General features: G+C 73.9%; 22 protein-coding genes. 8 read left to right on the top strand and 14 right to left on the bottom strand.

The annotated features are described in order from the left end of the window. The first annotated feature begins 394 nt into the window (after positions 1 to 394). The 3 genes from AB0O91_RS29415 (at position 395) to AB0O91_RS29425 (ending at position 3,518) form a co-directional block, all read left to right on the top strand. Positions 395 to 601, top strand: a complete 207-nt coding sequence (locus AB0O91_RS29415; RefSeq protein WP_207816199.1) for a cold-shock protein — start codon at positions 395 to 397, stop codon at positions 599 to 601. 172 nt (positions 602 to 773) lie between these two features. After that, entirely contained in the window at positions 774 to 2,489 is a 1,716-nt protein-coding gene (locus AB0O91_RS29420; protein WP_363439243.1) for a DEAD/DEAH box helicase, read from the top strand. Between the two features lie 315 nt (positions 2,490 to 2,804). Continuing rightward, positions 2,805 to 3,518 (top strand): ricin-type beta-trefoil lectin domain protein, encoded by a 714-nt coding sequence (locus AB0O91_RS29425; protein WP_363439246.1) that lies wholly within the window; start codon positions 2,805 to 2,807, stop codon positions 3,516 to 3,518. A gap of 148 nt (positions 3,519 to 3,666) precedes the next feature. Here the strand turns inward: AB0O91_RS29425 and AB0O91_RS29430 are convergent, their stop codons facing one another. The 11 genes from AB0O91_RS29430 to AB0O91_RS29480 form a co-directional block, all read right to left on the bottom strand. Continuing rightward, positions 3,667 to 4,404 (bottom strand): CbiX/SirB N-terminal domain-containing protein, encoded by a 738-nt coding sequence (locus tag AB0O91_RS29430; RefSeq protein ID WP_363439249.1) that lies wholly within the window; start codon positions 4,402 to 4,404, stop codon positions 3,667 to 3,669. Positions 4,405 to 4,415: 11 nt separating this feature from the next. Beyond that, the gene (locus AB0O91_RS29435; protein WP_363439252.1) at positions 4,416 to 5,333 is read right to left on the bottom strand and encodes an ABC transporter permease; all 918 of its coding nucleotides are present in this window, start codon (positions 5,331 to 5,333) and stop codon (positions 4,416 to 4,418) included. Then, positions 5,320 to 6,123: an ABC transporter ATP-binding protein gene (locus AB0O91_RS29440; protein WP_363439255.1), complete on the bottom strand. Its 804-nt coding sequence runs from the start codon at positions 6,121 to 6,123 to the stop codon at positions 5,320 to 5,322. Before AB0O91_RS29440 ends, AB0O91_RS29435 begins: the two co-directional genes overlap by 14 nt. Before the next feature lie 143 nt (positions 6,124 to 6,266). Continuing rightward, complete coding sequence (locus AB0O91_RS29445; protein ID WP_363439258.1) at positions 6,267 to 7,424, bottom strand: aliphatic sulfonate ABC transporter substrate-binding protein; 1,158 nt, start codon at positions 7,422 to 7,424, stop codon at positions 6,267 to 6,269. Positions 7,425 to 7,666: 242 nt separating this feature from the next. After that, positions 7,667 to 8,974 carry a GTP-binding protein gene (locus AB0O91_RS29450; protein WP_363439261.1) on the bottom strand — a complete coding sequence of 436 codons (1,308 nt, stop codon included), beginning with the start codon at positions 8,972 to 8,974 and terminating at the stop codon, positions 7,667 to 7,669. Between the two features lie 2 nt (positions 8,975 to 8,976). Beyond that, positions 8,977 to 9,933: a sulfate adenylyltransferase subunit CysD gene (gene cysD, locus AB0O91_RS29455; protein ID WP_363439264.1), complete on the bottom strand. Its 957-nt coding sequence runs from the start codon at positions 9,931 to 9,933 to the stop codon at positions 8,977 to 8,979. Beyond that, on the bottom strand, positions 9,930 to 10,511 hold the full coding sequence (gene cysC / locus AB0O91_RS29460; protein WP_363439435.1) for an adenylyl-sulfate kinase: 582 nt from the start codon (positions 10,509 to 10,511) through the stop codon (positions 9,930 to 9,932). Before cysC ends, cysD begins: the two co-directional genes overlap by 4 nt. Before the next feature lie 76 nt (positions 10,512 to 10,587). Beyond that, a complete protein-coding gene (locus tag AB0O91_RS29465) occupies positions 10,588 to 11,361 on the bottom strand; it encodes a phosphoadenylyl-sulfate reductase (RefSeq protein ID WP_363439266.1) in 774 nt (257 codons plus the stop codon). After that, positions 11,342 to 11,521 carry a hypothetical protein gene (locus AB0O91_RS29470; protein WP_363439268.1) on the bottom strand — a complete coding sequence of 60 codons (180 nt, stop codon included), beginning with the start codon at positions 11,519 to 11,521 and terminating at the stop codon, positions 11,342 to 11,344. The genes AB0O91_RS29465 and AB0O91_RS29470 overlap by 20 nt, the downstream gene beginning before the upstream one ends. Positions 11,522 to 11,569: 48 nt before the next feature. Continuing rightward, positions 11,570 to 13,303 carry a nitrite/sulfite reductase gene (locus AB0O91_RS29475; RefSeq protein ID WP_363439270.1) on the bottom strand — a complete coding sequence of 578 codons (1,734 nt, stop codon included), beginning with the start codon at positions 13,301 to 13,303 and terminating at the stop codon, positions 11,570 to 11,572. Positions 13,304 to 13,522: 219 nt separating this feature from the next. Further along, a complete protein-coding gene (locus tag AB0O91_RS29480) occupies positions 13,523 to 13,606 on the bottom strand; it encodes a putative leader peptide (RefSeq protein WP_318264789.1) in 84 nt (27 codons plus the stop codon). A gap of 361 nt (positions 13,607 to 13,967) precedes the next feature. On the opposite strand from AB0O91_RS29480, the gene AB0O91_RS29485 reads away from it, so the two are divergent. After that, positions 13,968 to 15,194 carry a YihY/virulence factor BrkB family protein gene (locus AB0O91_RS29485; protein ID WP_363439272.1) on the top strand — a complete coding sequence of 409 codons (1,227 nt, stop codon included), beginning with the start codon at positions 13,968 to 13,970 and terminating at the stop codon, positions 15,192 to 15,194. A gap of 151 nt (positions 15,195 to 15,345) precedes the next feature. Here AB0O91_RS29485 and AB0O91_RS29490 read toward each other — a convergent pair whose 3' ends face one another. After that, positions 15,346 to 17,154, bottom strand: coding sequence for an FtsW/RodA/SpoVE family cell cycle protein (locus AB0O91_RS29490; protein WP_363439275.1), 1,809 nt, complete (start codon positions 17,152 to 17,154; stop codon positions 15,346 to 15,348). 257 nt (positions 17,155 to 17,411) lie between these two features. Here AB0O91_RS29490 and AB0O91_RS29495 point away from each other — a divergent pair, with 257 nt between their 5' ends. The 4 genes from AB0O91_RS29495 (at position 17,412) to AB0O91_RS29510 (ending at position 22,623) form a co-directional block, all read left to right on the top strand. Further along, positions 17,412 to 18,458, top strand: a complete 1,047-nt coding sequence (locus tag AB0O91_RS29495) for a cytochrome c oxidase assembly protein (protein WP_363439278.1) — start codon at positions 17,412 to 17,414, stop codon at positions 18,456 to 18,458. A gap of 432 nt (positions 18,459 to 18,890) precedes the next feature. After that, on the top strand, positions 18,891 to 20,042 hold the full coding sequence (gene rsgA / locus AB0O91_RS29500; RefSeq protein ID WP_363439280.1) for a ribosome small subunit-dependent GTPase A: 1,152 nt from the start codon (positions 18,891 to 18,893) through the stop codon (positions 20,040 to 20,042). A 398-nt stretch (positions 20,043 to 20,440) separates the two neighbouring features. Then, the gene (locus AB0O91_RS29505) at positions 20,441 to 22,117 is read left to right on the top strand and encodes an AlkA N-terminal domain-containing protein (protein ID WP_363439283.1); all 1,677 of its coding nucleotides are present in this window, start codon (positions 20,441 to 20,443) and stop codon (positions 22,115 to 22,117) included. Further along, positions 22,114 to 22,623, top strand: coding sequence for a methylated-DNA--[protein]-cysteine S-methyltransferase (locus AB0O91_RS29510; RefSeq protein ID WP_363439286.1), 510 nt, complete (start codon positions 22,114 to 22,116; stop codon positions 22,621 to 22,623). The genes AB0O91_RS29505 and AB0O91_RS29510 overlap by 4 nt, the downstream gene beginning before the upstream one ends. 45 nt (positions 22,624 to 22,668) lie before the next feature. Here AB0O91_RS29510 and AB0O91_RS29515 read toward each other — a convergent pair whose 3' ends face one another. Both AB0O91_RS29515 and AB0O91_RS29520 read right to left on the bottom strand, forming a co-directional pair. Then, positions 22,669 to 23,178 (bottom strand): GNAT family N-acetyltransferase, encoded by a 510-nt coding sequence (locus AB0O91_RS29515; RefSeq protein WP_363439289.1) that lies wholly within the window; start codon positions 23,176 to 23,178, stop codon positions 22,669 to 22,671. Between the two features lie 42 nt (positions 23,179 to 23,220). After that, the gene (locus tag AB0O91_RS29520) at positions 23,221 to 23,832 is read right to left on the bottom strand and encodes a MarR family transcriptional regulator (RefSeq protein WP_363439292.1); all 612 of its coding nucleotides are present in this window, start codon (positions 23,830 to 23,832) and stop codon (positions 23,221 to 23,223) included. Positions 23,833 to 23,879 lie beyond the last annotated feature (47 nt).

The raw sequence follows: 23,879 nt of genomic DNA on the forward strand, positions 1-23,879 counted from the left end.
CCCCCCCCACCCCCAACCCCCCCCCAAAAAAAACAAACCCCCCCCCAAAAAACCCAACCCCAAACACCCCAAAACAACAAAACCCCCCCCCCCCGCCGCCCGCCCCGGCGCCCCCCCCGCGCGGCCCCCCCGCGCGAGCGGGGCGCCGTCCCCCCTTTCCAGGCCCGGCAAACGTGATCTGCCGAGCACAAAAGTCCCCGGTCAATCGGGGTGCGGCCGTGCTACAGTCGAAGCAGTTGCAGTTTTGGTTCCCATGAACGTGTGTGTGCGCCTGCTGGTACCAACCAACAGGCGCATTTGTTTTGTCCGGTGTTTCAGTCTCCGGATGGGGATCGCGGCTACTTGGGGATTCACGAGGTGTGAATCCCTGATGCCCCAATATGAGGAGACGGTTATGGCTACCGGCACCGTGAAGTGGTTCAACAGCGAAAAGGGCTTCGGCTTCATCGAGCAGGACGGCGGCGGCCCGGACGTCTTCGCCCACTACTCGAACATCCAGGCCCAGGGCTTCCGTGAGCTCGTCGAGGGTCAGCGCGTCGAGTTCGACGTCACCCAGGGCCAGAAGGGCCCGCAGGGCGAGAACATCCAGGTCATCGGCTGACGTCAGCCTCTACGCTGACGCGCGATCCCTGTGATCTCGTGAAGCGGGGGCCCGCACCGCTCGACGGTGCGGGCCCTCGTTCATGCCGCAGTACGGCCGGGGCGGCACACACTCCCAGACAACGGCCGACCAGTCCGCGACCGCGGGCTGCCGACCGACGTACGGAGAACCCGTGACCACCCCTGCCCGCACGCCCCGTGACCGCGGCGACCGCACCACCACCCGTTCGGGCGAGCGCTCGGCCGACCAGGCCCGCACCGGCCGCCCCCGCCGCGGCGCGGAGAGCGCCGAGCGCCCGCGCAAGCCGCGCGGCCGCACCGGTGCCCCCAAGACGGGCGCCCCGAAGAACGGCCGCCCCGCCGCCGAGCCCGCCGACTTCACCGTCGTCGAGGGCACCCCGGCGCGGCCGCCGGCGGCGACCTTCGCCGAGCTCGACCTGCCCAAGGCGATCCTGTCCGCGCTCACCCGCGAGGGCGTCACCGAGCCGTTCCCGATCCAGGGCGCCACGCTGCCCGACTCGATCGCCGGGCGCGACGTGCTCGGCCGCGGCCGCACCGGCTCCGGCAAGACCCTGGCCTTCGGCCTGCCGCTGCTGGCCCGTACCGCCGGGCGCCGCGCGGACTCCCGGCACCCGCTGGCGCTCGTCCTGGTGCCCACCCGCGAGCTCGCCCAGCAGGTCACCGATGCGCTCACCCCGTACGCCACCGCCGTCAACCTGCGGATCACCACCGTCGTCGGCGGCATGGGCATCAGCCGGCAGGCCAACGCGGTGCGCCGCGGCACCGAGGTCCTGGTCGCCACCCCCGGCCGACTGGACGACCTGATCGGCCGCGGCGACGTCAACCTGTCCGACGTGGCCATCACCGTCCTCGACGAGGCCGACCAGATGGCCGACATGGGCTTCCTGCCCCAGGTCAGCAGGCTGCTGGAGCAGGTCGCCGAGGGCGGGCAGCGGATGCTGTTCTCCGCGACCCTGGACCGCAACGTGGACCGGCTGGTCAAGCGCTTCCTGACCGACCCGGTCACCCACTCGGTCGACCCCTCGGCCGGCGCGGTCACCACCATGGACCACCACGTCCTGCAGCTGGAGCCCACCGACAAGGCCTCCGCGACCGCCCACATCGCCTCCCGCGACGGGCGCGTGATCATGTTCGTGCACACCAAGCACGGCGCGGACCGGCTCGCCAAGCAGCTGCGCGCCACCGGCGTGATGGCCGCGGCGCTGCACGGCGGCAAGTCCCAGCCGCAGCGCAACCGGGTCCTCGACCAGTTCCGCGAGGGCGAGGTCACCGCGCTGATCGCCACCAACGTGGCCGCCCGCGGCATCCACATCGACGGCCTCGACCTGGTCGTCAACGTCGACCCGCCGATCGACCACAAGGACTACCTGCACCGCGGCGGCCGCACCGCCCGGGCCGGCGAGTCCGGCACGGTCGTCACCCTGGTGCTGCCCGAGCAGCGCCGCGAGGTCAACCGGCTGATGACGGTCGCCGGGATCCGTCCCACCGTGACCAAGATCCGCCCGGGCGACGCCGACCTGGCCCGGATCACCGGCGCCCGCACCCCCAGCGGGGTCGCGGTCGCGCTGGCCGTCCCGGTCGCCGCCCAGCCCGCGGCCCCGGCCGGCGAGGGCAAGGGCGCCGACGGCAAGTCGGGCAACGGGCGCCGCCGCTCCGGCAAGCGCTCCGGGCTGCCCACCGACGTCGACATGAACGGCAACCCGCGCCGCCCGCGCCCCAAGCAGCGCCTCGGCGCGGCCGGCCAGCAGGGCGAGCGGCCCCAGGCCGCCGGGTTCATCGGACGCTCCTCCGGCCGGGCCCGGCCGGGCAGCGGCGCCAAGTCCGGTTCCAACTACGGCACGGGGCGCCAGCGCCGCTCGTTCGACTGACGGCCGGCGGCCCGCGCCGCCGACCGGGGACCCCACCGAACGGGCCCCGCGATCCTCCCGCAGACGGGGGGACGCGGGGCCCGTTCGGCGTTTCCGGGGCGCGGGCGGACCCGGGCCGCCCCGGCGTGGCCGAAACCGTCAGCTCAGATGAATCCATCGAAGATCACTTTGAACTAACGCTTGACGGGGGACGGTCGAGGATCGATTCTTCTACACGGCCCACACACCTGTCGCACAGTCATCACGTGGCCACAGAAGTCGAGTTGACGTGAGTCGAGTCGACGTGATCCGCCGACCCGGAAGGACCATCCCCCGATGCGCCGAACCTCCGCTCTGCTGACCACCGCCCTGCTGGCCGGGGCCGCCGCCCTCGCCGCCCCGGCCACCTCCGCCCAGGCCGCCCCCTCCTGCGGCGCCTACGTCGCGGGCTGGAACGCGATCGGCACCTGCAGCGGCCTCGACCCGATGCAGACCTGGGCCGTGACCGCCACCTGTTACTACTGGAACGCCAACCACACCGCGCAGTTCTCGCGCCCCGCGCTCAGCGGCGTGGCGATGGGCGACGGCAGCGCCTCCGCGGCCTGCGGCATCGGCGACACCGTCATGTTCCCGCGCGTCATCGTCGGCGCCGCCCCGCCGGCCGGCCCCACCGGTCAGATCACCGGCTACGCCAGCAAGTGCGTCGACGTCAAGGGCGCCAACTACGGCAACGGCACCCCCGTCCAGATCTACGACTGCAACGGCAGCCTGGCGCAGAAGTGGCGGATCGGCTCCGACGGCACCATCCGCGCCCTCGGCAAGTGCATGGACGTCTCCGGCGGCGGCACCGTCAACCACACCCTGGTCCAGCTCTACGACTGCAACGGCACCGGCTCCCAGCAGTGGCAGGCCCGCGGCGACGGCTCGCTGCTCAACCCGCAGTCCGGCCGCTGCCTGGACGACCTCGGCTTCTCCACCGCCAACGGCAACCAGCTCGGCATCTGGGACTGCAACGGCGCCGCCAATCAGAAGTGGAACCTCCCGGCCTGACGCACCGCCCGGGGCCGGGTCCGCCACCCGCGGACCCGGCCCCGCGCGCTGCCCGGCGGCCGCCGTCGCCGACGCGGACGGGCCGGTGCCGCCCGGTGCGGTCACCGCTGCGGTGACCGGGGACCGGCACCGCACGGCCTCCCGGGGCTCAGGCGGTCAGGGCCGGGAGGGCGGTGAGGGCCCGAGCCGTCAGGCGGGCCCGGTCGTAGCGCTCCAGCAGCAGGGCGGCCAACTCCGGGGCGGCGCCCAGGACGTCGGCACACAGGTCGGCGCCGGTGGCGGCGGCCGCGATGCGGTCCGGCAGCAGGCCGGGAGCCAGCAGGTACGGGGCGACGGCCGTGCGGTCGGCGCCGGCCGCACGCAGGGCGGCGAGGGCGTCCGGGACGCGCGGGCCGGCCGCGGAGGCGTACGCGACCTCGACGGCCGCCCAGCCGCGGCTGCGGCGCCACTCGGCGGCGACGGCGCGGGTGGCGGCGTCGGCGGCCGGGTCGGAGGAGCCCGCGGCGGCCAGCACCACGCCGGTGCGGGACCGGACGGCCGCCGCGCGCACGTCGAGCCCGGCCTCGGCCAGGCGGCGGTCCAGGGCGGCGAGCAGCAGCGGGGAGGGGCCGAGCACGTCGGCGACCGGCAGCGCGGCGCCGGTGGCGCGCAGCGCGGCGGGGATGTCGTGCTTGGCGTGGAAGGCCCGGTTGAGCAGCAGCGGGACGGCCACCGCGTCCGTCAGCCGGGCGGCGACCTGCGGGATCCGCGGCGCGCAGTGGTCGAGGTAGGCGGTGGCGACCTCCAGCCCGGGCCGCTGCGCCCGCACCTCCCGGACCAGCGCGGCCACGGTCGCGGCGTGCCGCGGGTCGCGGCTGCCGTGGGCGATCAGCAGGAGGGCGGGCACCGGCGGTCGCCTCACTTGCCGGAGGCCAGCAGGCCCCGGTTGCGCAGCACCCGGCGTTCGACCGGGGTGAAGACGAGCAGTTCGATGGCGATGCCGACGAACAGGATCAGGATGATGCCGAGCAGGACGCCGGACATGTCGGAGAACTCCCGCTGGTCCTCCAGGAACCGGCCCAGGCCGCGGCCCAGGTCGGGGGAGGAGGCGACCAGTTCGGCGGCCATCAGGGAGCGCCAGGAGAAGGCCCAGCCCTGCTTGAGCCCGGCCAGGTAGCCGGGCAGCGCGGCGGGGATGAGCACGTGCCGGGCGCCGGTGAGGCCGGTGGCGCCGATGGTGCGTCCGGCGCGCAGGAACAGCGGCGGCACCTGGTCGATGCCCGCCACCAGGCCGTTGGCGATGGAGGGGACGGCGCCGAGCAGGATGACGGCGTACATCATCGAGTCGTTGATGCCGAGCCAGATGACGGCGGCCGGCACCCAGGCCACCGAGGGCAGCGACTGGAGGCCCTGGAGGACCGGGCCGATCGCGGTGCGCACCGGCTTGACGCGGGCGACGACCAGCCCGATCGGGGTGCCGATGACGACGGCGAGCAGGAAGCCGGACAGGCCGCGCCAGACGCTGGTCCAGATGATCGAGAACAGCGTGCCCTGGTACCAGAGGTCCTGGAGGGAGCGCCAGACGTCGGCGGGGCTGGGCAGCTTGTACGAGGAGGTCAGGTGCAGGCTGTACGCGCCCTGCCACAGGGCCAGCACCACCAGCACGCCGATCAGCGGCGGCAGCGCCTTTCCGCGCAGCACCTCGCCGAGCGAACTGCGCTGCGCGGCGACGGAGTCGAGGGCGTCCAGGCCGGCGCCGACGTCGGCGCTGTCGGAGGCGCCGCCGGGGGCGGTGCCGCTGTCCGGGCGGGGGAGGGCGGTGTCAGTGCTGGCCATGGCGGCGGATCTCCCCACGCAGTTCTTCGGTGATCTCGATGGACAGGTCGGCCACGCCGGAGGACTCGATGCGGCGCGGCTGGGGCAGGTCGATCCGCCACTCGCGGGCGACCCGGCCGGGGCGGGAGGAGAGCAGGACGACGCGCTGGGCCAGCCGCACGGCCTCGCGCACGTTGTGGGTGACGAACAGGACGGACAGCTGCCGTTCGGCCCAGATCCGGGTGATCTCGTCGTGCAGCACGTCGCGGGTGATGGCGTCGAGCGCGGCGAACGGCTCGTCCATCAGCAGCACCTTGCTGCCTTGGGCGAGCGCCCGGGCCATCGCGACGCGCTGGCGCATGCCGCCGGACAGCTCGTGCACCCGCTTGCCGTACGCGCCGTTCAGCCGGACGAGTTCGAGCAGGCGCTCGGCCTCGGCGCGCCGCTCGGGGCGCGGGACGCCGGCCAGCTTGAGGGCGAGTTCGATGTTGCGGCCGGCGGTGAGCCAGGGGAACAGGGCGTGTTCCTGGAACATCAGGGCGGGGCGGCCGCCGGGCACCTCGATGGTGCCGCGGGTGGGCTCGTCGAGGCCGGCGACCAGGTTGAGCAGGGTGGACTTGCCGCAGCCGGAGGCGCCGAGCAGGGTGACGAACTCCCCGGGGGCGACGTCGAGGGTGATGTCGTCCAGCACGTGGGTCTGGGCGCCCGCGCGGCCGAAGGACTTGTGCACGTGCGAGATCCGGACGGCGGGCGCACCGCCGGGGGCGTCGGCGCCGGGCGCGTCCGCCGAGGTGGTCAGTGCCGGGGTCATCCGGGCACCTCCTGCGTGTGGTCGGGGGCTGGCGGGGCGGGTCGGGGGCCGGGGGCCGGGCCCCGCCCGCGCCGGTGGGCATCGATCGGGGATCGACCGGGCGGGCGGGGCGGCCGGACCGCGGAACCGGGAGGGCCCGGGCGCTACTTGGCGCCGAGGCCGGCGTCCGACACGGCCGGCCGGCCCTGGGCGGCGAGGACCTTGTTCAGCAGGGTGAGGTCGTAGATGCCGTTCAGGTTGGGCTTCTTGAGGAGCCCGGCGGTGACGGCGTGGTCGGCCTCGGCCTGCAGGGTGTTCGCCAGCGGGTCGTCCAGGAAGTCGATGTCGGCCCAGGCCGGGTCGAGGATGGCGGGCTCCAGGGAGTTCCCGGCCTCCTTCTTGATCGCCTCGTTGGCGTCGGCCTTGGCCTTGTCGGAGTCGGACTTGATGAAGGCGTTGGTCTTCACCGAGCCGCGCAGCACGGCCTCCACCACGTCCGGGTGCTCCTTGAGGAACTTCTGCGAGACGATGATGTTGGTGATCACGAACTTCTTGTCCGGCCAGACGTCCTTCTCGTTGAGCAGGACCTTCGCACCGAGCGTGACCAGCTTGGAGGCGGTCGGCTCGGGCACCCAGGCGCCGTCGATGGAGCCGGACTTGTAGGCGTCGGGGGTGACCTTGTTGTCGGTGCGCACCACCGAGACGTCGCCCGCTCCGGAGGCCGCGTCGACCTTGTGGCCCTTGCCCGCCAGGTAGTTGAGCAGCGCCACGTCCTGGGTGTTGCCCAGCTGCGGGGTGGCGATCTTCTTGCCCTTGAGGTCGTCCAGGGAGGAGATCTTGTCCGGGTTGACCACCAGCTTGACGCCGCCGGAGGCCGAGCCGCCGATGATCTTCAGCGACTGGCCGTTCGACTTGGTGTAGCCGTTGATCGCGGGGGAGGGGCCGATCCAGCCGATGTCGATCGAGCCGGCGTTGAGCGCCTCGATCTCGGCCGGGCCCGCGTTGAAGACCTGGGTCTTGATCTGGGTGGAGCCCAGCTCCTTCTGGAAGATGCCCTCCTGGAGGCCGACCAGCGGGGTGCCGTGGGTCAGGTTGGCGAAGTAGCCGATCCTCACCGTGTCGGCGGACAGCTTGCTGCCCGAAGTCCCGGTGGTCGCAGCGGCGTTGGCCTTGTCGTCGGACTTGTCCGCCTTGGAACCGTAGCTGCACGCCGACAGCAGGGCGACGGCGGTCAGGCCGGCCGCGGCGGCGGCAGCGGTGCGTCTGATCCGGCCGGCGCCGGGGCGGGGCGGGGTATGGGTGAGGGCGGGGTTCGGTGCCATGGTGTCAGTCCTGTTCGCGGACGGACCGTCAGGAGACGGTCTCGGAAGCGGAGTTCGGAAGGTGGTGCGCGCGGCAGTGTGCTGCCGGGGCAAGCCGGGCGGCCGAGGGGGAGCAGCCCGGTGACGGGGAGCTCAGCCCCGTCGGCCCGCACATCGGGTCAGGCCGCCCTGGCCGCTGCCGAGGACGCCGCTGCCGATGCGGCCGCCTTCCTTGTCCATGCCCGAGAACGCCTCGCGGGGCATCAGACCCAGTCCTCCTCGGTGGGTTCCGCGCCGTGCGCGGTCGCGAAGGCCTCGCCCGCCATGCCGGCGGTGAGGGTGGTGCCGTCGGCCGGGTCGATCAGCAGGAACGAGCCGGTGCGGCGGTTGTCGGTGTAGGCGTCGAGGGCCAGCGGCTCGGCGGTGCGCAGCTTCACGTGGCCGATGTCGTTGACGTTCAACCCCTCGGCGCCGGAACGCTGTTCGAGGGTGTCGATGTCGATCCGGTAGGAGATCTCCTTGACGAGCGCGCGCACGGTGCGGGTGGTGTGCTTGAGCAGTACCTTGTCGCCGGCGCGCAGCGGCCGCTCGTTGAGGTGGCTGACGGTGGCCTCGACGTCCTTGCTGGGGGCGGGGGCCGTCCCGGCGGCGATGAGGTCGCCGCGGGAGACGTCGAGGTCGTCGGCGAGGCGGACGGTGACGGACTGGGGGGCCCAGGCGAGGTCGCTCTCGCGGCCCAGCGCGTCGATGCCGGCGACGGTGGTGGTGTGGCCGGAGGGCAGCACGGTGACCGGGTCGCCGACGCGCAGCACGCCGGAGGCCAGTTGGCCGGCGTAGCCGCGGTAGTCGGGGTGTTCCCCGGTCTGCGGGCGGATCACGTACTGGACCGGGAAGCGGGCCGGTTCGGCGCTCGGGTCGGTGCCGACCGGGACGGTCTCCAGGTGTTCCAGCAGGGTCGGGCCGCCGTACCAGTCCATGTGGGCGGAGGGTTCGACGACGTTGTCCCCGGCGAGGGCGGAGATCGGCACGGCGAGGACGTCGCGCACGCCGAGCGAGGCGGCGTAGGCGGTGAACTCGGCGGCGATGGCGGCGAAGACGGGTTCGGCGTAGTCGACCAGGTCCATCTTGTTGACGGCGAGGACGACGTGCGGCACGCGCAGCAGGGCGGCCACGGCGGCGTGGCGGCGGGTCTGCTCGACGACGCCGTTGCGGGCGTCGACCAGGACGACGGCGAGTTCGGCGGTGGAGGCGCCGGTGACCATGTTGCGGGTGTACTGCACGTGGCCGGGGGTGTCGGCGAGGATGAACCGGCGCCGGGGGGTGGCGAAGTAGCGGTAGGCGACGTCGATGGTGATGCCCTGCTCGCGCTCGGCGCGCAGGCCGTCGGTGAGCAGTGCGAGGTCGGGTGCCTCCTGGCCGCGGCCCAGGGAGACGCGCTCGACGGCCTCCAACTGGTCGGCGAGGACGGACTTGGAGTCGTGCAGGAGGCGGCCGACCAGGGTGGACTTGCCGTCGTCGACGGAGCCGGCGGTGGCGAAGCGCAGCAGGGAGGTGGCGGTGGCAGTGCTCATGGTTAGAAGTACCCCTCGCGCTTGCGGTCTTCCATCGCGGCCTCGGAGAGCTTGTCGTCGGCGCGGGTGGCGCCGCGCTCGGTGAGGCGGCTGGCGGCGATCTCGGCGATCACGGCCTCGATGGTGGTGGCGTCGGAGTCGACGGCGCCGGTGCAGGACATGTCGCCGACGGTGCGGTAGCGGACCAGCCGGCGCTGGACGGGCTCGCCCTCCTTGGGGCCGCCCCAGTCGCCGGCGGTCAGCCACATGCCGCTGCGGGAGAAGACGTCGCGCTCGTGCGCGTAGTAGATCTCCGGCAGGTCGATGCCCTCGCGCTCGATGTACTGCCAGACGTCCAGCTCGGTCCAGTTGGACAGCGGGAAGACCCGGACGTGCTCGCCGACGGCGTGCCGGCCGTTGTAGAGCGACCAGAGCTCGGGGCGCTGGCGGCGCGGGTCCCAGGCGCCGAACTCGTCGCGCAGCGAGAAGACGCGCTCCTTGGCGCGGGCCTTCTCCTCGTCCCGGCGGCCGCCGCCGAAGACGGCGTCGAAGCGGTTCGACTCGATGGCGTCGAGCAGCGGGACGGTCTGCAGCGGGTTGCGGGTGCCGTCCGGGCGCTCGCGCAGCCGGCCGTCGTCGATGAAGTCCTGGACGTGGGCGACGTGCAGGCGCAGGGAGTGCTCGGCCACGACGCGGTCGCGGTAGGCGATCACCTCGGGGAAGTTGTGCCCGGTGTCGACGTGCAGCAGCGAGAACGGGACCGCGGCGGGGGCGAAGGCCTTGAGCGCCAGGTGCAGCATCAGGATGGAGTCCTTGCCGCCGGAGAACAGGATCACCGGGCGCTCGAACTCCCCCGCGACCTCGCGGAAGATGTGCACCGACTCGGCCTCCAGCGCGTCCAGGTGGGACAGCGCGAAGGGGCCCCTTGAATGTTCGTTCTGGGCGTCGGTGCGGACCGGGCTGTCGGTCGCGGCGGTCATGCGAGTCCCCTCTCGGTCAGGAAGGCGTGCAGCTCGGCCGCGGACTCGGCGACCGCGCGGCCCTGCGTCTGGAGGCGCAACTCCGGCGCGGCCGGGGCCTCGTACGGGTCGTCGACGCCGGTCAGGCCGGAGATCTCGCCGGCCGCCTGCTTGGCGTACAGGCCCTTGACGTCCCGCTCGGCACACAGTTCGACCGGGGTGGCGACGTGGATCTCCAGGAACTCGGTGCCGGCCGCGGCGTGCCGCTCGCGCACCGCCGCCCGGGAGTCGGCGAACGGGGCGATCACCGGGGCGAGGACCTTCACGCCGTTGGCGGCGAGCTTCTCGGCGACGAAGCCGATCCGGGTGACGTTGGTGTGCCGGTCCTCGCGGGAGAAGCCGAGGCCCTTGGAGAGGAACTCGCGGATCTCGTCGCCGTCCAGCACCTCGACCTTGTGGCCCTCGGCGCGCAGCCGCTCGGCCAGGGCGAAGGCCAGCGTGGTCTTGCCCGCGCTCGGCAGCCCGGTCAGCCACACGGTGGCGCCGCGCTCGCACGGGGCGGCCGTGGGGGCCGCCTCTGCGGCTCCGCCGGCGGCCAGGGTGTTCGCTGTCACGGTTCTTTCCTCACACAGTAGTTGACGGTCCGTCAGGGTGGTCCGACCGGAGTGGGGCCGGTCAGAGGTGGATGCCGCACTCGGTCTTGCCGGAGCCGGACCAGCGGCCGGCCCGGGCGTCCTCGCCCTCGCCCGGCTTGCGGGTGCAGGACAGCGGCGAGCAGCCGATGGAGGTGTAGCCCTCCCAGAGCAGCGGGTTGAGCAGCACGCCGTTCGCGGCGACGTAGGCGTCCACGTCCTGCTGCGTCCACCGGGCGATCGGGGCGATCTTGACCTTGCGGCGCTTCGGGTCCCAGGAGACCACCGGGGTGTTCGCCCGGGTCGGCGACTCGTCGCGGCGCAGTCCGGTGGCCCAGGCGTCGTAGCCGCCGAGGCCGCGGTTCAGCGGCTCCACCTTGCGCAGCGCGCAGCACAGGTCCGGGTCGCGGTCGTGCAGCCGCGGCCCGTGCTCGGCGTCCTGCTCGGCGACGGTCCTCAGCGGGGTGAGCGTGATGACGTTGACCGGCATGGTCGCGGCCACCGCGTCCCGGGTGCCGATGGTCTCCGCGAAGTGGTAGCCGGTGTCCAGGAACACCACGTCCACGCCGGGGGACACCGAGGCCGCGAGGTGGGCGACCACCGCGTCTTCCATCGAGGAGGTGACGCAGAACCGCCGGCCGAAGGTGTCGGCGGCCCAGCGCAGCACCTCCTGCGGCGTGGCCTCCTCCAGCTCCCGGCCGGCCCGCTCCGCCAGCGCGGCCAGGTCCGCCGGTGCGGCGGGCCCTGCCGGTTCGGCGCGGTCGGTCGGCCCGGCCAGGTCCGCCGGTCCGGTGCGGTCAGTCGTGGTGCTGCTCATGTGACGTACCCCCGTTGGTCGGTGACAGCAGGCCGAGGAACTTCAACTGGAAGGCGCGGCGGCATCCGTGGCATTCCCAGGCGCCGTGCCCGGCCTCGGACGGGCGCAGGTCCTCGTCCCCGCAGTACGGGCAGAAGAAGGGGGCGGCCCGCTCACTCATCGCCCACCCCGCGGTGCCCGGCGTCCGCGCCGTGGCCGGTCCGCCCGCTCACGACAGCTGCTCCTCGGTGGCCCGGGCCGTCCACTGGGCGAAGCGCTCGCCCTCGGCGCGGTCGGCCTGGTAGCGGGTCAGCAGCCGCTCGACGTAGTCGGGCAGGCCGGCGCTGGTGACCTTGAGGCCGCGGACCTTGCGGCCGAAGCCGGCCTCCAGGCCGAGCGCGCCGCCCAGGTGGACCTGGTAGCCCTCGACCTGCTCGCCGTGCTCGTCGGTGACCAGCTGGCCCTTGAGGCCGATGTCGGCGACCTGGATCCGGGCGCAGGCGTTCGGGCAGCCGTTGATGTTGATGGTCAGCGGCTCGGCGAAGTCCGGCAGGCGCTGCTCCAGCTCGTCGATCAGCGAGCGGCCGCGCTCCTTGGTCTCGACGATGGCGAGCTTGCAGTACTCGATGCCGGTGCAGGCCATGGTGCCGCGGCGGAACGGCGAGGGGGTGACCCGCAGGTCGAGCTCCTCCAGCCCGGCCACCACCGACGCGACGTGCTCCTCGGCGATGTCGAGGATCAGCATCTTCTGTTCGGCGGTGGTGCGGACCCGGTCGCTGCCGTGGGCGGCGGCGAGGTCGGCGATCCGGCCGAGCAGCTTGCCGTCGACCCGGCCGACGCGCGGGGCGAAGCCGATGTAGAAGCGGCCGTCCTGCTGCCGGTGGACGCCGACGTGGTCGCGCCAGCGGCCGGCGGGCTCGGCGGGCGCGGGGCCGTCGAGGAGCTTGTCCTTGAGGTACTCGTCCTCCAGCACCCGGCGGAACTTCTCCGCGCCCCAGTCGGCGACCAGGAACTTCAGCCGGGCGCGGTTGCGCAGCCGCCGGTAGCCGTAGTCGCGGAAGATGCCGATCACGCCGCCGAAGACGTCGGGCACCTGCTCCAGCGGGACCCAGGCGCCGAGCCGCACGCCCAGCTTGGGGTTGGTGGACAGGCCGCCGCCGACCCACAGGTCGAAGCCGGGCCCGTGCTCGGGGTGGACCACGCCGACGAAGGCGATGTCGTTGATCTCGTGCGCCACGTCCAGCAGCGGGGAGCCGGAGATCGCGGACTTGAACTTGCGCGGCAGGTTGGAGAACTCCGGGTTGCCGATGAAGCGGCGGTTGATCTCCTCGATGGCCGGGGTGCCGTCGATGATCTCGTCCTGGGCGACGCCGGCCACCGGGGAGCCGAGGATGACGCGCGGGGTGTCGCCGCAGGCCTCGGTGGTGGACAGGCCGACGGCCTCCAGCTTCTGCCAGATCGCCGGGACGTCCTCGATCCGGATCCAGTGGTACTGGATGTTCTGCCGGTCGGTCAGGTCGGCGGTGCCCCGGGCGTACTGCTCGGAGACCTCGGCGATCGCCCGCAGCTGGGGGACGGTCAGCCGGCCGCCGTCGATCCGCACCCGGAGCATGAAGTACTCGGCGTCCAGCTCGTGCGGGTCCAGGATCGCGGTCTTGCCGCCGTCGATGCCCTCCTTGCGCTGGGTGTAGAGGCCCCACCAGCGCATCCGGCCGCGCAGGTCGGCGGGGTCGATCGAGTCGAAGCCCCGGTGCGCGTAGATCGTCTCAATGCGTGTCCGCACATTGAGACCGTCGTCGTCCTTCTTGAACTGCTCGTTGGCGTTCAGCGGGGTGAAGTGGCCCATGCCCCACTGGCCCTCGCCGCGGTGGCGGGTCACCTTGCGAGCCGCGGCGGCTGCGGCGGGGCGGCTCGCGGCGGCGCGGTCGGCCGGGGGCTCGGCAGTCTCGGGAGAGGTGGCCATGGTGGAGTCCTTCTGGGCAGGTGGCGCTGGCGCCGGGTGGGTCGCGGGGCGTGCTCGGCCGTGCGGTGCTGCTGTGACCTGCGGATTTCTCAGGTTTCTCAGGGCCGACGGCTCGGGGGCCGGAGGAGCGGTGACCGGGCCGGGCGGGCGTCTGCGCGTCCGCCGATGCGGGGACGGCGGTGGGAGCGGCGCCGGGTGCGGTGGTGCGGCGGGGTGGGCTCAGGTCACCGGACAGATGGCGCTGGACACGCGGAGGAGGTCGACGTGGAGTCGACCTACCAAGGTGGTTCCGGCGCTAGACATGGCAAGAGATTCGCACGGCGCGGGACTCGCGGTCCACTAACATCCGAATAGTGGACGCTGGAGTTTCGGCATGCGGGACGGCGGGTCGTTCCCGCCGCTCCCGGCCGGTCACCGCTCCGGAGGTCCGCCCGGGGGGTGGGCCGCCCCCCGGGCCGACGCCTGACGGCGGGTCCGCGCCCCCGCCGTACACGCGCCCGTACCCCCGGGGAGATCAACAGCGTCGCCCCGGCCCGATACCGTTAGCCCTGTGCAAGCAGCAGGCGATACGAGCAGACCGAACCCCGAACGGCCCTCCCGGCGCCGGGGCAAGGGCTCCCGGCGTGCGGCCAAACAGGCCACCTGGCGCCGCACGGCATGGGACTTGGTCAGGGACACCACCAACACCTGCGTCGAGTACCGGGTCACCGGGCTCGCCGCCGAAGCGGCCTTCTTCACCCTGCTGTCCATCCCGCCGCTGCTGCTCGGCCTGGCCGCCACCCTCGGCTACCTCGACGAGTTCGTCGGCGCGGACGCCATCGAGCGGCTCAAGCACGACATCGTCTCGGCCGCCGGGACGGTCCTGTCCGACTCCTCGGTCAACGAGGTCGTCAAACCGCTGCTCAGCCAGGTCTTCGACCACACCCGGCCCGACCTGATCTCGATCGGCTTCCTGCTGTCGCTGTGGTCCGGCTCCAGGGCGCTCTACATCTTCATCGACACCATCACCGTCATGTACGGGCTCGACGGCAAGCGCGGCATCGTCAAGACCCGGCTGCTGTCGCTCGGCCTCTACCTCGGCGCGCTGGTGATCGGCTCCCTGGTGCTGCCCCTGCTGATGGCCGGGCCCGGGCTGGTCGAGAACGCCGTCCCCGGCGCCGCCGGGCTGGTCGGCGCCGCCTACTGGCCGGTCGCGATCCTGCTGCTGATCGTCTCGCTGACCACCCTCTACCACCTGGCCGTGCCCGTCTCCACGCCCTGGCGCGAGGACATCCCCGGCGCCCTGGTCGCCCTGGTGGTGCTGGTCTTCTGCAGCGTCGGCCTGCGGGTCTACCTGGTCAGCTCGGTCGAGGGCCCCTCGGTGTACGGCTCGCTGGCCGCGCCGGTGGCCGTGCTGCTGTGGATCTTCGTGGTGGCCCTCGCGGTGCTCATCGGCGCCGCCATGAACGCCGCCATAGACCGCCGCTGGCCCACCCTGGAGACCGCTGACGCCCGCGCCGAGAACGAGCGCGCCCACGAGGAGGCGGCCGCCGCGGTGGTCCGCGAGGTCGCCGCCCGGCGGGCCGTCGAGCGGGCCCGGCGCGCCCGCGAGCTGGGCCTGGCCGAGGGCGTCGAGGAGGAGTGGGGCGAGGAGGAGACCGACGACGGCGACGTGCCCGCCGAGTACCCCGAGCGGTGGGCCGACGTACTGGCCGCCGACAACGTGCGCGGGCGCCTCACGGCCCGCCCCGGGCCGCACCACCGGGCCGCTCCGCCGCCGCCGGACAGCGACAGGCCGTCGGGGCCGTCGGGGGCGTCGGGCGGGGTCGGGGGCCCGGGTGCCTCGGGGGCCGGGCCGCAGGCGCCGGGCTACCCGCCCAGGCCGCCGCGGCCGCCGTGGGAGCAGCGCTAGAGCCGTCGTGGGCCGTGTCGTGCGCCGTGTCCTGGGCCCGTGGCGTACGGCACGGGGCGTGGGGCGCACGGGGCGCGGAGCGTGGGGCGTACGGGCAGGGCCTCCTCCGCGGGTGCGGGGGAGGCCCTCGGTGTTGTCCCTGCGGCGGCCGTCAGCGCGCCGGGTCGGGCGGGAACGGGGACTGCGGCGGCAGACCGTAGCCGTGGGTGGGCTGGTCGGGGACCGGGGGGTACCCGTACGAGGCCTGCGGCTCGGTGTGCGGCCCGCGGTAGGGGGCCTGCGGGTCGGTGTGCGGCCCGCCGTAGGGGGAGCGCAGCTCGGTGGGGGCACCGGGGTCGGCGGGGACGCCCGCGGCGGGCGTGTGGCCGTAGGCCGGGCGCAGTTCGGTCGGGGCTCCCGGGTCGGCGGCGCCCGGGCCCGTTCCGATGGTGCCGCTGCCGCTGCCGGTGCCGGTGCCGGTGCCGGTGCCGAGTGCCGCCGTCGGGTCGGTGCTCCCGTCCGGGCCGGACGCGGACCCCGGCTGCTCGGCGGCCGGCCGCTGGGCCGGGGTGGCCTGCACCGGGAGCGGCTCGGGGGTGGGCTGGACCGGGTCCAGGGCGGTGCGCCCGGAGGAGTCGCTCAGCTTGATCAGCAGGGCGATCATCAGCCAGTTCGCCAGCAGTGAGGAACCGCCCGCCGCCAGGAACGGCAGCGCCTTGCCGGTCAGCGGGACCAGCCCGCTGACGCCGCCGACCACCACGAAGACCTGCAGCGCCAGGGCCGCCGACAGCCCGGTGGCCAGCAGCTTGCCGAACGGGTCGGTCAGGCCGACCGCGGTGCGCAGGCCGCGCTGGATCAGCAGCACGTACACCAGCAGGATCGCGGTCACCCCGGCCAGGCCCAGCTCCTCGCCGATGGTGGTGAAGATGAAGTCGCTGCGCCCGGCGAAGCCGATCAGCCAGGGCCGGCCGGAGCCCAGGCCGGTGCCGGTCATGTGCCCGGTGCCGAGGCTGAACAGGGCCTCGGCGGGCTGTGCGGAGATCGCCTGGTCGTTGACCGGCGGGAAGTAGTTGAGCGGGTGCAGCCAGGCCTCGACGCGCCCGTGCACGTGCGGTTCCACGGTGCCGACCACGGCCGCGCCGCCGACCGCCATCAACAGGCCGAGCACCACCCAGCTGGTGCGCTCGGTCGCCACGTAGAGCATCACGATGAAGACGCCGAAGAAGATCAGCGAGGTGCCCAGGTCGCGTTCGAAGATCAGCACCAGCAGGCTGACCACCCAGATCGCCAGCACCGGGCCGGCGTGCCGGCCGCGCGGCAGGGTCATCCCCCAGACCTTCCGCCCGGCCAGCGCCAGGGCGTCCCGGGAGGCCATCAGGTAGCCCGCGAAGAAGATCGTGATCGCGACCTTCACGAACTCGTCCGGCTCGAAGGAGGGCAGCCCGGGGAGCTTGATCCAGCGCTTGGCGCCGAAGCTGTCGGTCGGCGAGAAGACCGGCGCCGCGAGCAGCACCAGCGCGCCCGCCATCAGCACGTAGACGTAGCGCTGGAAGAAGCGGTGGTGCTTGACGAAGACGATCAGCGCGAGCGCCGCGGCCACCGCGATGAACGTCCACATCAGCTGGGACGGCGCGGCCGGGAGCTTCTGGTAGTCGCCCTTGGCGGCGTGTGCGGCCTTGTAGCTGAAGTCCAGCCGGTCCAGCAGCACCAGACCGAACCCGCTCAGGAACACGCCCAGCGGCAGGATCAGCGGGTCCGCGTACGGCGCGAACCGGCGCACCGCCAGGTGGGCCGCCACGACCAGCGCCCCGAGGGACAGCCCGTGGACGAGCAGCCCGGGCGGCAGCTTGTCGGTCAGCGCCAGCGAGGCGTCGATGTGTCCGGCCAGACAGACGGCCACCGCGAGCGCCAGCAGGCCCAGCTCGATGTTGCGGTGGCGCGCGGCCAGCCGGCGGCCGTCGCCGCGTGCAGTGCTTTGCACCTCTTGTCGTCCCCTTGCTGTTCACCCACGTGGCCGGTATCGCCGACGGTGCATCCTGCCAGACGAACGTGACCCCGCGCCCGGTTGCGGCCGCGGGCTCGGCAAGGGCAGAACTTTGCCTGGGCAAAGCTTGGTTGGGCTTTGGTAAAGCTTTGTCCAGGTCCAGGTATAGAGGTGGGCCCCGGCTGCGGGCGGCCGGGTCGGCAACGCCATCATGGCCGGGCGCCGCAGGCCCTGTGCGGCGGCGGTGGCCGGCGGTGGCGGACGGGACGGGCGGACGGATGAACGGCGCGGTGGAGCTCCTCTCCCACGGTGGCGCGGCCCGGGCGCTCGCCTACGGCGGGCCGCCCGCGTGGCAGTGGTCCGACCTGGCGACGTCCTGGACCCTCGAACCGCTGGTGCTCGCCCTGTCGGCGCTGCTCGGCGGCTGGTACCTGGCCGCGGTGCGCACCGTCAACCGCGGCGACGGCGGACGCTGGCAGCCCACCCGCACCGCGGCCTTCCTCGGCGGGCTGCTGCTCTGGATCTGGTGCACCTGCTCCGGCCTCGGCGTGTACGAGCGCATCCTGTTCACCGACCGGGCCGTGCAGGTCGTGCTGCTGCTCATGGTCGTCCCGCTGCTGCTGGCGCTCGGCGCCCCCGTCTCGCTGCTGGTCGAGTCCTCGCCGGAGCGCCGGCGGGAGCGGATCCTGCGGGTGCTGCGCAGCCGGCCCTCCAAGGTGCTGATGTTCCCGGCGGTCTCCACCGCGCTGCTGATGGCGCCGCCGTGGCTGCTCTACTTCACGCCCTGGTACGAGTGGTCGGTCTCCAGCGGGGTCGGGAACGTCGTGCTGCACCTGGCGCTGGTGCTGCTGGGCCTCGCCTACTTCTGGCCGCGGCTGCAGATCGACCCGGTCGGGCACGAGTACCCGCACCTGGTCGGGCTGTTCATCACCTTCGCCGAGGTGATCTTCGACGCGGGGCTGGGGATCGTGCTGATCTACGGCGGCCACCTCGTCGCCGAGCACTACTACGTGGCGCTCGGGCGGCCCTGGGGGCCGAGCCTGGCGCAGGACCAGACCTGGGGCGGCAACGCCTTCTGGGTGCTGGGGGACCTCGTCGGGCTGCCGTTCCTGGCGGCGCTGGTGCGGCGGATGGTGGTGCAGGGGCGCGAGGAGATCAAGGCCGTCGACGCCGAGCTGGACGCCCGGTTCGAGGCCCAGGCCGCCGAGGCGCGGGCGGCCGGGCTGCCGGAGGAGGAGGAATCCGGCATGCGGCCGTGGTGGCTGGACGATCCCAACCTCAAGCACCGGTACGGGGGGTAGCGGGGGGCTCCGGCAGGGCTCCGGCGGGGTTCTGTCGGGGGCTCCGTCGGGCTTCGGACCGGCGCTCGCCGGGCTCCGGTCGGGCTCTGGGCGGGCTCTGGTCCGGCTCCGGGCGGGCTCCGCTCGGGCGCCCCGTTTCGCCGGTCCAATATTGGCCCCCCGGGAACCCGTCGTTCCCCCTCCCGATCGCATTTCCGCAGGTCAAAAATCACTTGGCCCCCGGCGCCCGCCCCGCTAGCGTGTGACCCATCAGGTTCGGGGGCCGTCAGGCCGCCCGAGGAGTAGAGAGCAGGAGGTGAACCCCGTGGTCGTTGTCGCCCCGATAGCTGCCCTGGGCAGCATGCGCGTTCACCTCCTCTTCCCGGCCGCCGGCTGAGCCTTCCGCGCTAGCCGTAGCCCGCCGGGACCATCTCCTCCCGAAGGGCCACTGCGTTGTCCAACGCTGCCTCCGTTCCGTCGTTCTCCTCCCTTTCCTCCCTCTCGTCCTTCTCCTCGTCCGCCACGCCCGGCGCCGGCTCCCCGCTGGCCGGCCACGGCTGGACGCCCGAGCTGGACGAACTCTTCGCCCCGTTCGCCGAGGCCGGGCTGCTCCCGGCCCGGATCGTCCGGATCGACCGCGGCCAGTGCGACGCCGTCCTGGCCGACCCGGACACGGGCGAGCTGCGCACCGTCCGGCTCGACACCCGGCCGGTGGGCGACGCCGACATGATCAACTGTCCGTGCACGGGCGACTGGGCCGCCGTCGACCTGGACGCCCAGCCGATGGCCGCCGTCACGGCGCTGCTGCCGCGCTCCACCGCGATCATCCGCAAGGTGGCGGGCAAGCGTTCCGACGGCCAGGTGCTGGCGGCCAACGTCGACACCGTCCTGATCGCCGCCTCGCTCGCGGCCGATCCCGACCTCGGGCGGATCGAGCGCTTCCTCGCCCTGGCCTGGGAGTCCGGCGCCGAACCGCTGGTCGTGCTCACCAAGGCCGACCTGGTCGACGACGCCGAGTTCATCCGGGCCGACGTCGAAGCGGTCGCGCCGGGCGTCACGGTGCTGGTGGTCAGCGCCGAGACCGGCGAGGGCATCGACGTGCTCCGCGCCTGCGCTCCCGGCACCACGGTGCTGATCGGCCAGTCCGGCGTGGGCAAGTCCACCCTCACCAACGCGCTGACCGGCACCGAGGTGATGACCGTCCAGGAGGCCCGCGCGGCCGACCAGAAGGGGCGCCACACCACGACCACCCGCGAGCTGATACCGCTGCCCGGCGGGGGCGTGCTCATCGACACCCCCGGGCTGCGCGAGGTCGGCCTCTACGGTGGCGAGGGGGTGGACCTGGCCTTCGCCGACATAGCCGAGCTGGCCGAACGGTGCCGCTTCCACGACTGCAACCACGACACCGAGCCCGGCTGCGCGGTCCGGGCGGCGCTGGAGGACGGCAGTCTGCCGCAGCGCCGGATGGACAGCTATCTCAAGCTCCAGCGCGAGAACGAGTGGATCGCCTCGCGCTCCGACGCCCGGGTGGCCAAGGCCCGGCTGAACAAGTGGAAGGCGATCAACAAGTCGATGCGTGCTGCGGGAGGCCCGGTGAAGCGCTGACCGGGTTCGCCGCGGACCGGCGACGGAACGTCCACCCGGTGTGGACGGGGTCGGACCGGTGCGGCCGGGCACCCCGGTCACCCGGCACCGGCCGGGCGTGACCACCGGCGGGCCGCAGGCCTGCGGCCCGCCGGTGGGAGGCGGGTGATGGGCGCGCGAGCGCGAGGGTGCGCGCGAGATGCGTGAGTGGTGCGCGGGTGGTGTGACGACCAGGGCGCGCGAGTGGGCGACTACCTGGGGTGCGCAGGTACGCGAGTGCGCGGATGGGTGATCGGTCGGCCGGTCGGCCGGCCGGGTGGGTGGTGGGTGGCAGGCGGGTGGTGGGTGGGCCGGGTGCGGAGGTGGTGGCGGCGGGAGGGTGGGCGGGGGGAGGGGGAGGGGGAAGCCCCCCAACGGCGATGTCCGATTCCCGCCAGTCACCCCTCTCCCCGTGCCGCAGACTGGACAACGTGATCGACGACGACATCCGGTACCGAGCCGTGGACAGCCGCGACGCCCGCTTCGACGGCGTCTTCTTCACGGCCGTCACCTCCACCGGCATCTACTGCCGGCCGAGCTGCCCCGCCGTGACCCCCAAGCGCGTCAACTGCCGCTTCTACCCCAGCGCCGCGGCCGCCCAGGGCGCCGGCTTCCGGGCCTGCCGCCGCTGCCGCCCCGATTCGGTGCCGGGTTCCCCGGAGTGGAACCACCGGGCCGACCTGGTCGGCCGCGCGATGCGCCTGATCGGCGACGGAGTGGTGGACCGCGAGGGCGTCGCCGGCCTGGCCGACCGGCTCGGCTACAGCGCCCGGCAGTTGCAGCGCCAGCTCACCGCCGAGCTCGGCGCCGGCCCGATCGCGCTGGCCCGCGCCCGCCGTGCCCAGACCGCCCGGCTGCTCCTCCAGACCACCGAACTGCCCGTCACCGAGATCGCGTTCGCGGCTGGCTTCGCCTCCGTCCGCCAGTTCAACGACACCGTCCGCGAGGTCTACGACCGCACCCCCAGCGGCCTGCGCGCCGAGGTGGTGGCCGGCCGCCGCAGCGCGACCCCGGCCGGCGGCCTCACCCTGCGGCTGGCCTACCGCGGCGCTCTCGACAGCGACCACCTGATCGACTTCCTGGAGCTGCGCGCCGTTCCCGGCGTGGAGGAGGTGGTACCCGGTGCGCGTCCCGGCGTGCGGACCTACCGGCGCACCCTCGCGCTCCCGTACGGCCACGGCATCGCCGAGGTCGACGGCCTCGCGCCGACGGACCCGCGCACCCGGGGCTGGCTCGACTGCCGCCTGTTCCTCGCCGACCTGCGCGACCTGCCGACCGCCGTCCAGCGCCTGCGCGTCCTCTTCGACTTGGACGCCGACCCGGACGCGGTGGACGCACAGCTCGGCGCCGACCCGGTGCTCGGCCCGCTGGTCCGCGAGCGCCCGGGCCTGCGCTCGCCCGGCCACGTGGAGCCGCACGAGCTGGCCGTCCGTGCGGTGCTCGGCCAGCAGATCTCCGTCGGCGCCGCCCGCACCCTGGCGGGCCGGCTCGCCGGGAAGTACGGCACCGCGCTGCCCGAGCCGAACGGCGGCCTGCGGTTGCTGTTCCCGTCCGCGGCGGCCCTGGCCACCGCGGACCCGGAGGACTTCGCGATGCCCGCCGCCCGCCGCCGGGCGCTCACCGGACTGTGCGCCGCACTGGCCGAGGGCGTGGTGCGGCTGGACGGCGGTGTCGACCGGGAGGAGGCCGCCGCCCGGCTGCTGGCCCTGCCGGGCATCGGCCCCTGGACGGTCGGCTACCTGCGGATGCGCGCCCTCGCCGATCCGGATGTCTTCCTCCCGAGTGACGTCGGCGTCAAGCACGGCCTGCTCCGGCTCGGCGCCCCGGGGGACCCGAAGGCCGCCGCCCGTGCCGCCGAGGCCTGGGCCCCGTGGCGGTCCTACGCCGTCCACCGGCTGTGGGCCGGCCCGGCGGGCGCCGACGGCACCCCGACCAACGGCGCCGTCGCGGGCGCCGCCCGCCTCGCGACCACCGGTCCCGTCGCGACCACCAGCCCCCTCACGGACACCGGCCCCTACGCGGGCACCGGCACCGGAACGGAGAACGACCCGGCATGAGCACCACCGTCTACACCACCATGGAGAGCCCCTTCGGCCGTCTGCTGCTCAGCGGCGTGCGCCCCGACGAGGGCGGCCCCGCGGCCCTCGCCACCGTCACCGCGCCCGGGCAGAAGTACGCGCTGGCCGAGCCCGCGGACGGGTGGGAGTTCGACCCCGAGGCCCTCGCGGAGCCGGTCGCCCAGCTGACCGCCTACTTCGCCGGCCGGCGCACCGACTTCGACCTCCCGCTCGCCCCCGAGGGCACCGAGTTCCGCCGGCGGATCTGGGCCGCGCTGGACGAGGTCCCGTACGGGACGACCGTCACCTACGGCGAACTCGCCGCGCTGGCCGGCCAGGAGCCGCGGATGGTCCGGGCGGTGGGCGGCGCCGTGGGCGCCAACCCGCTGCTCATCGTGCGCCCCTGCCACCGGGTGCTCGGCGCCAACGGCTCGCTCACCGGCTTCGCCGCAGGGGTGGACCGCAAGCGCTGGCTGCTGGAGCTGGAGAGCGGGACCCTCTTCTGAGCGCCGCCGTCCCGGCCCCGGCGGGCGCCGCGCCGGCCGGGGCGCTCAGCCCCGCAGGTCCACCCGCCAGTCGTTGCTGCGCATGAACCGCCCGGGCGGGAACTCGAACTCCGTCTCGCCGAGCAGGGTGAACCCGGCCTTGGCGCAGACCGCGTTGGAGGCGGGGTTGTCGACCGAGGGGAAGGCGTGCAGGAACCGGTGCGCCGCCTCGCGCCGGGCGGCCGCGACGGCGGCCCGGGCGGCGGCCGCCGCGATGCCCCGGCCCTGGTGCCCGGGCAGCACGTTCCACCCCATCTCGTGCACGGTCGCGCCGCCCCAGGTGCGGGTGCCGTAGCCGACGGTGCCGACCGCCTCGCCGCCCGGGCGCAGCACGATGCGGTACATGCAGCCGAGGCCGGACGGGACGAAGTCCAGGTAGCGCCCGTGCCGTACGAGCAGTTGCTCCTCCGTCTCGGGCCCGCCGACGTGCTGCTTCATCTCCGGCGTGTTCACCCGGCGCAGCAGCGCGAGGTCGGCGTCCGTCCAGGGCTCGATCTGCACCTCGATGCTGGTCATGCCGGGACGGTAGTGCCCGGCCCGCCCCGGTGACCAGCGATTTCAGCGGGCCGCGGGTCCTTCGGCGGCGGCCCCTCCGGCAGCTGCCTCGGTCACGGCGCTCTCGGTCACGGCGCTCTCGGCCACGGCGCTCTCGGCCACTGCACCCTCGGTCGCGGCCCCCTCGGTGCCCGGCTGGGCCAGGGCGCGGGCGAGCTGTTCCAGCGCGGGCAGTGCGTGCACGACGGCGTTCCGGTCGGCCGGGGCGAGGGTGCCGAGGGCGGCGGCGATCCGGCGCTCGTGGGCGTGCTGCCAGTCGTCCAGCTGGCGCCGTCCGGCCGGGGTGAGCGCGATCCGGGCGGTGCGCCGGTCGCCGGGGTCGGCCTGGCGGTCGACGAACCCGGCTTCCAGGAGCTTGCCGACCAGCCCGCTGACGGTGTTGGGGGCGAGCCGCTGGCGGGCGGCGAGTTCGCCGACCCGCAAGGGGGCGGCGGCGAGCGTCTGGAGGAGTTCGACCTGCGCCATCGGCAGGGATTCCCACGGGTAGTCGGTGCGGATGCTGCTGCGCAGCGCGCGGCGCAGCCGGGTGACGGTGTCGGTCAGCCGCCGGGCGTGCTCGACCGCCGGGTCGGGGCTTTCGGTGGCGGGGTCGGGAACGTGTGGTGACGACGGCATGGCGGACAGCGTATCGCCTGGTACGGGGCGTTCCCGGGGTGCTGTCC

Origin of the sequence: Kitasatospora sp. NPDC089797 (assembly GCF_040684795.1) — a bacterium.
Classification (GTDB): Bacteria; Actinomycetota; Actinomycetes; order Streptomycetales; family Streptomycetaceae; genus Kitasatospora.

What these genes read in the sequence shown, in the direction of transcription:
- AB0O91_RS29415 (WP_207816199.1), top strand. Translation starts at nt 395, where the DNA reads ATGGCTACCGGCACCGTGAAGTGGTTCAACAGCGAAAAGGGCTTCGGC.
- AB0O91_RS29425 (WP_363439246.1), top strand. Translation starts at nt 2,805, where the DNA reads ATGCGCCGAACCTCCGCTCTGCTGACCACCGCCCTGCTGGCCGGGGCC.
- AB0O91_RS29435 (WP_363439252.1), bottom strand. Translation starts at nt 5,333, where the DNA reads ATGGCCAGCACTGACACCGCCCTCCCCCGCCCGGACAGCGGCACCGCC.
- AB0O91_RS29440 (WP_363439255.1), bottom strand. Translation starts at nt 6,123, where the DNA reads ATGACCCCGGCACTGACCACCTCGGCGGACGCGCCCGGCGCCGACGCC.
- AB0O91_RS29445 (WP_363439258.1), bottom strand. Translation starts at nt 7,424, where the DNA reads ATGGCACCGAACCCCGCCCTCACCCATACCCCGCCCCGCCCCGGCGCC.
- AB0O91_RS29450 (WP_363439261.1), bottom strand. Translation starts at nt 8,974, where the DNA reads ATGAGCACTGCCACCGCCACCTCCCTGCTGCGCTTCGCCACCGCCGGC.
- cysD (WP_363439264.1), bottom strand. Translation starts at nt 9,933, where the DNA reads ATGACCGCCGCGACCGACAGCCCGGTCCGCACCGACGCCCAGAACGAA.
- AB0O91_RS29465 (WP_363439266.1), bottom strand. Translation starts at nt 11,361, where the DNA reads ATGAGCAGCACCACGACTGACCGCACCGGACCGGCGGACCTGGCCGGG.
- AB0O91_RS29470 (WP_363439268.1), bottom strand. Translation starts at nt 11,521, where the DNA reads ATGAGTGAGCGGGCCGCCCCCTTCTTCTGCCCGTACTGCGGGGACGAG.
- AB0O91_RS29475 (WP_363439270.1), bottom strand. Translation starts at nt 13,303, where the DNA reads ATGGCCACCTCTCCCGAGACTGCCGAGCCCCCGGCCGACCGCGCCGCC.
- AB0O91_RS29480 (WP_318264789.1), bottom strand. Translation starts at nt 13,606, where the DNA reads ATGTCTAGCGCCGGAACCACCTTGGTAGGTCGACTCCACGTCGACCTC.
- AB0O91_RS29505 (WP_363439283.1), top strand. Translation starts at nt 20,441, where the DNA reads ATGTCCGATTCCCGCCAGTCACCCCTCTCCCCGTGCCGCAGACTGGAC.
- AB0O91_RS29510 (WP_363439286.1), top strand. Translation starts at nt 22,114, where the DNA reads ATGAGCACCACCGTCTACACCACCATGGAGAGCCCCTTCGGCCGTCTG.
- AB0O91_RS29515 (WP_363439289.1), bottom strand. Translation starts at nt 23,178, where the DNA reads ATGACCAGCATCGAGGTGCAGATCGAGCCCTGGACGGACGCCGACCTC.
- AB0O91_RS29520 (WP_363439292.1), bottom strand. Translation starts at nt 23,832, where the DNA reads ATGCCGTCGTCACCACACGTTCCCGACCCCGCCACCGAAAGCCCCGAC.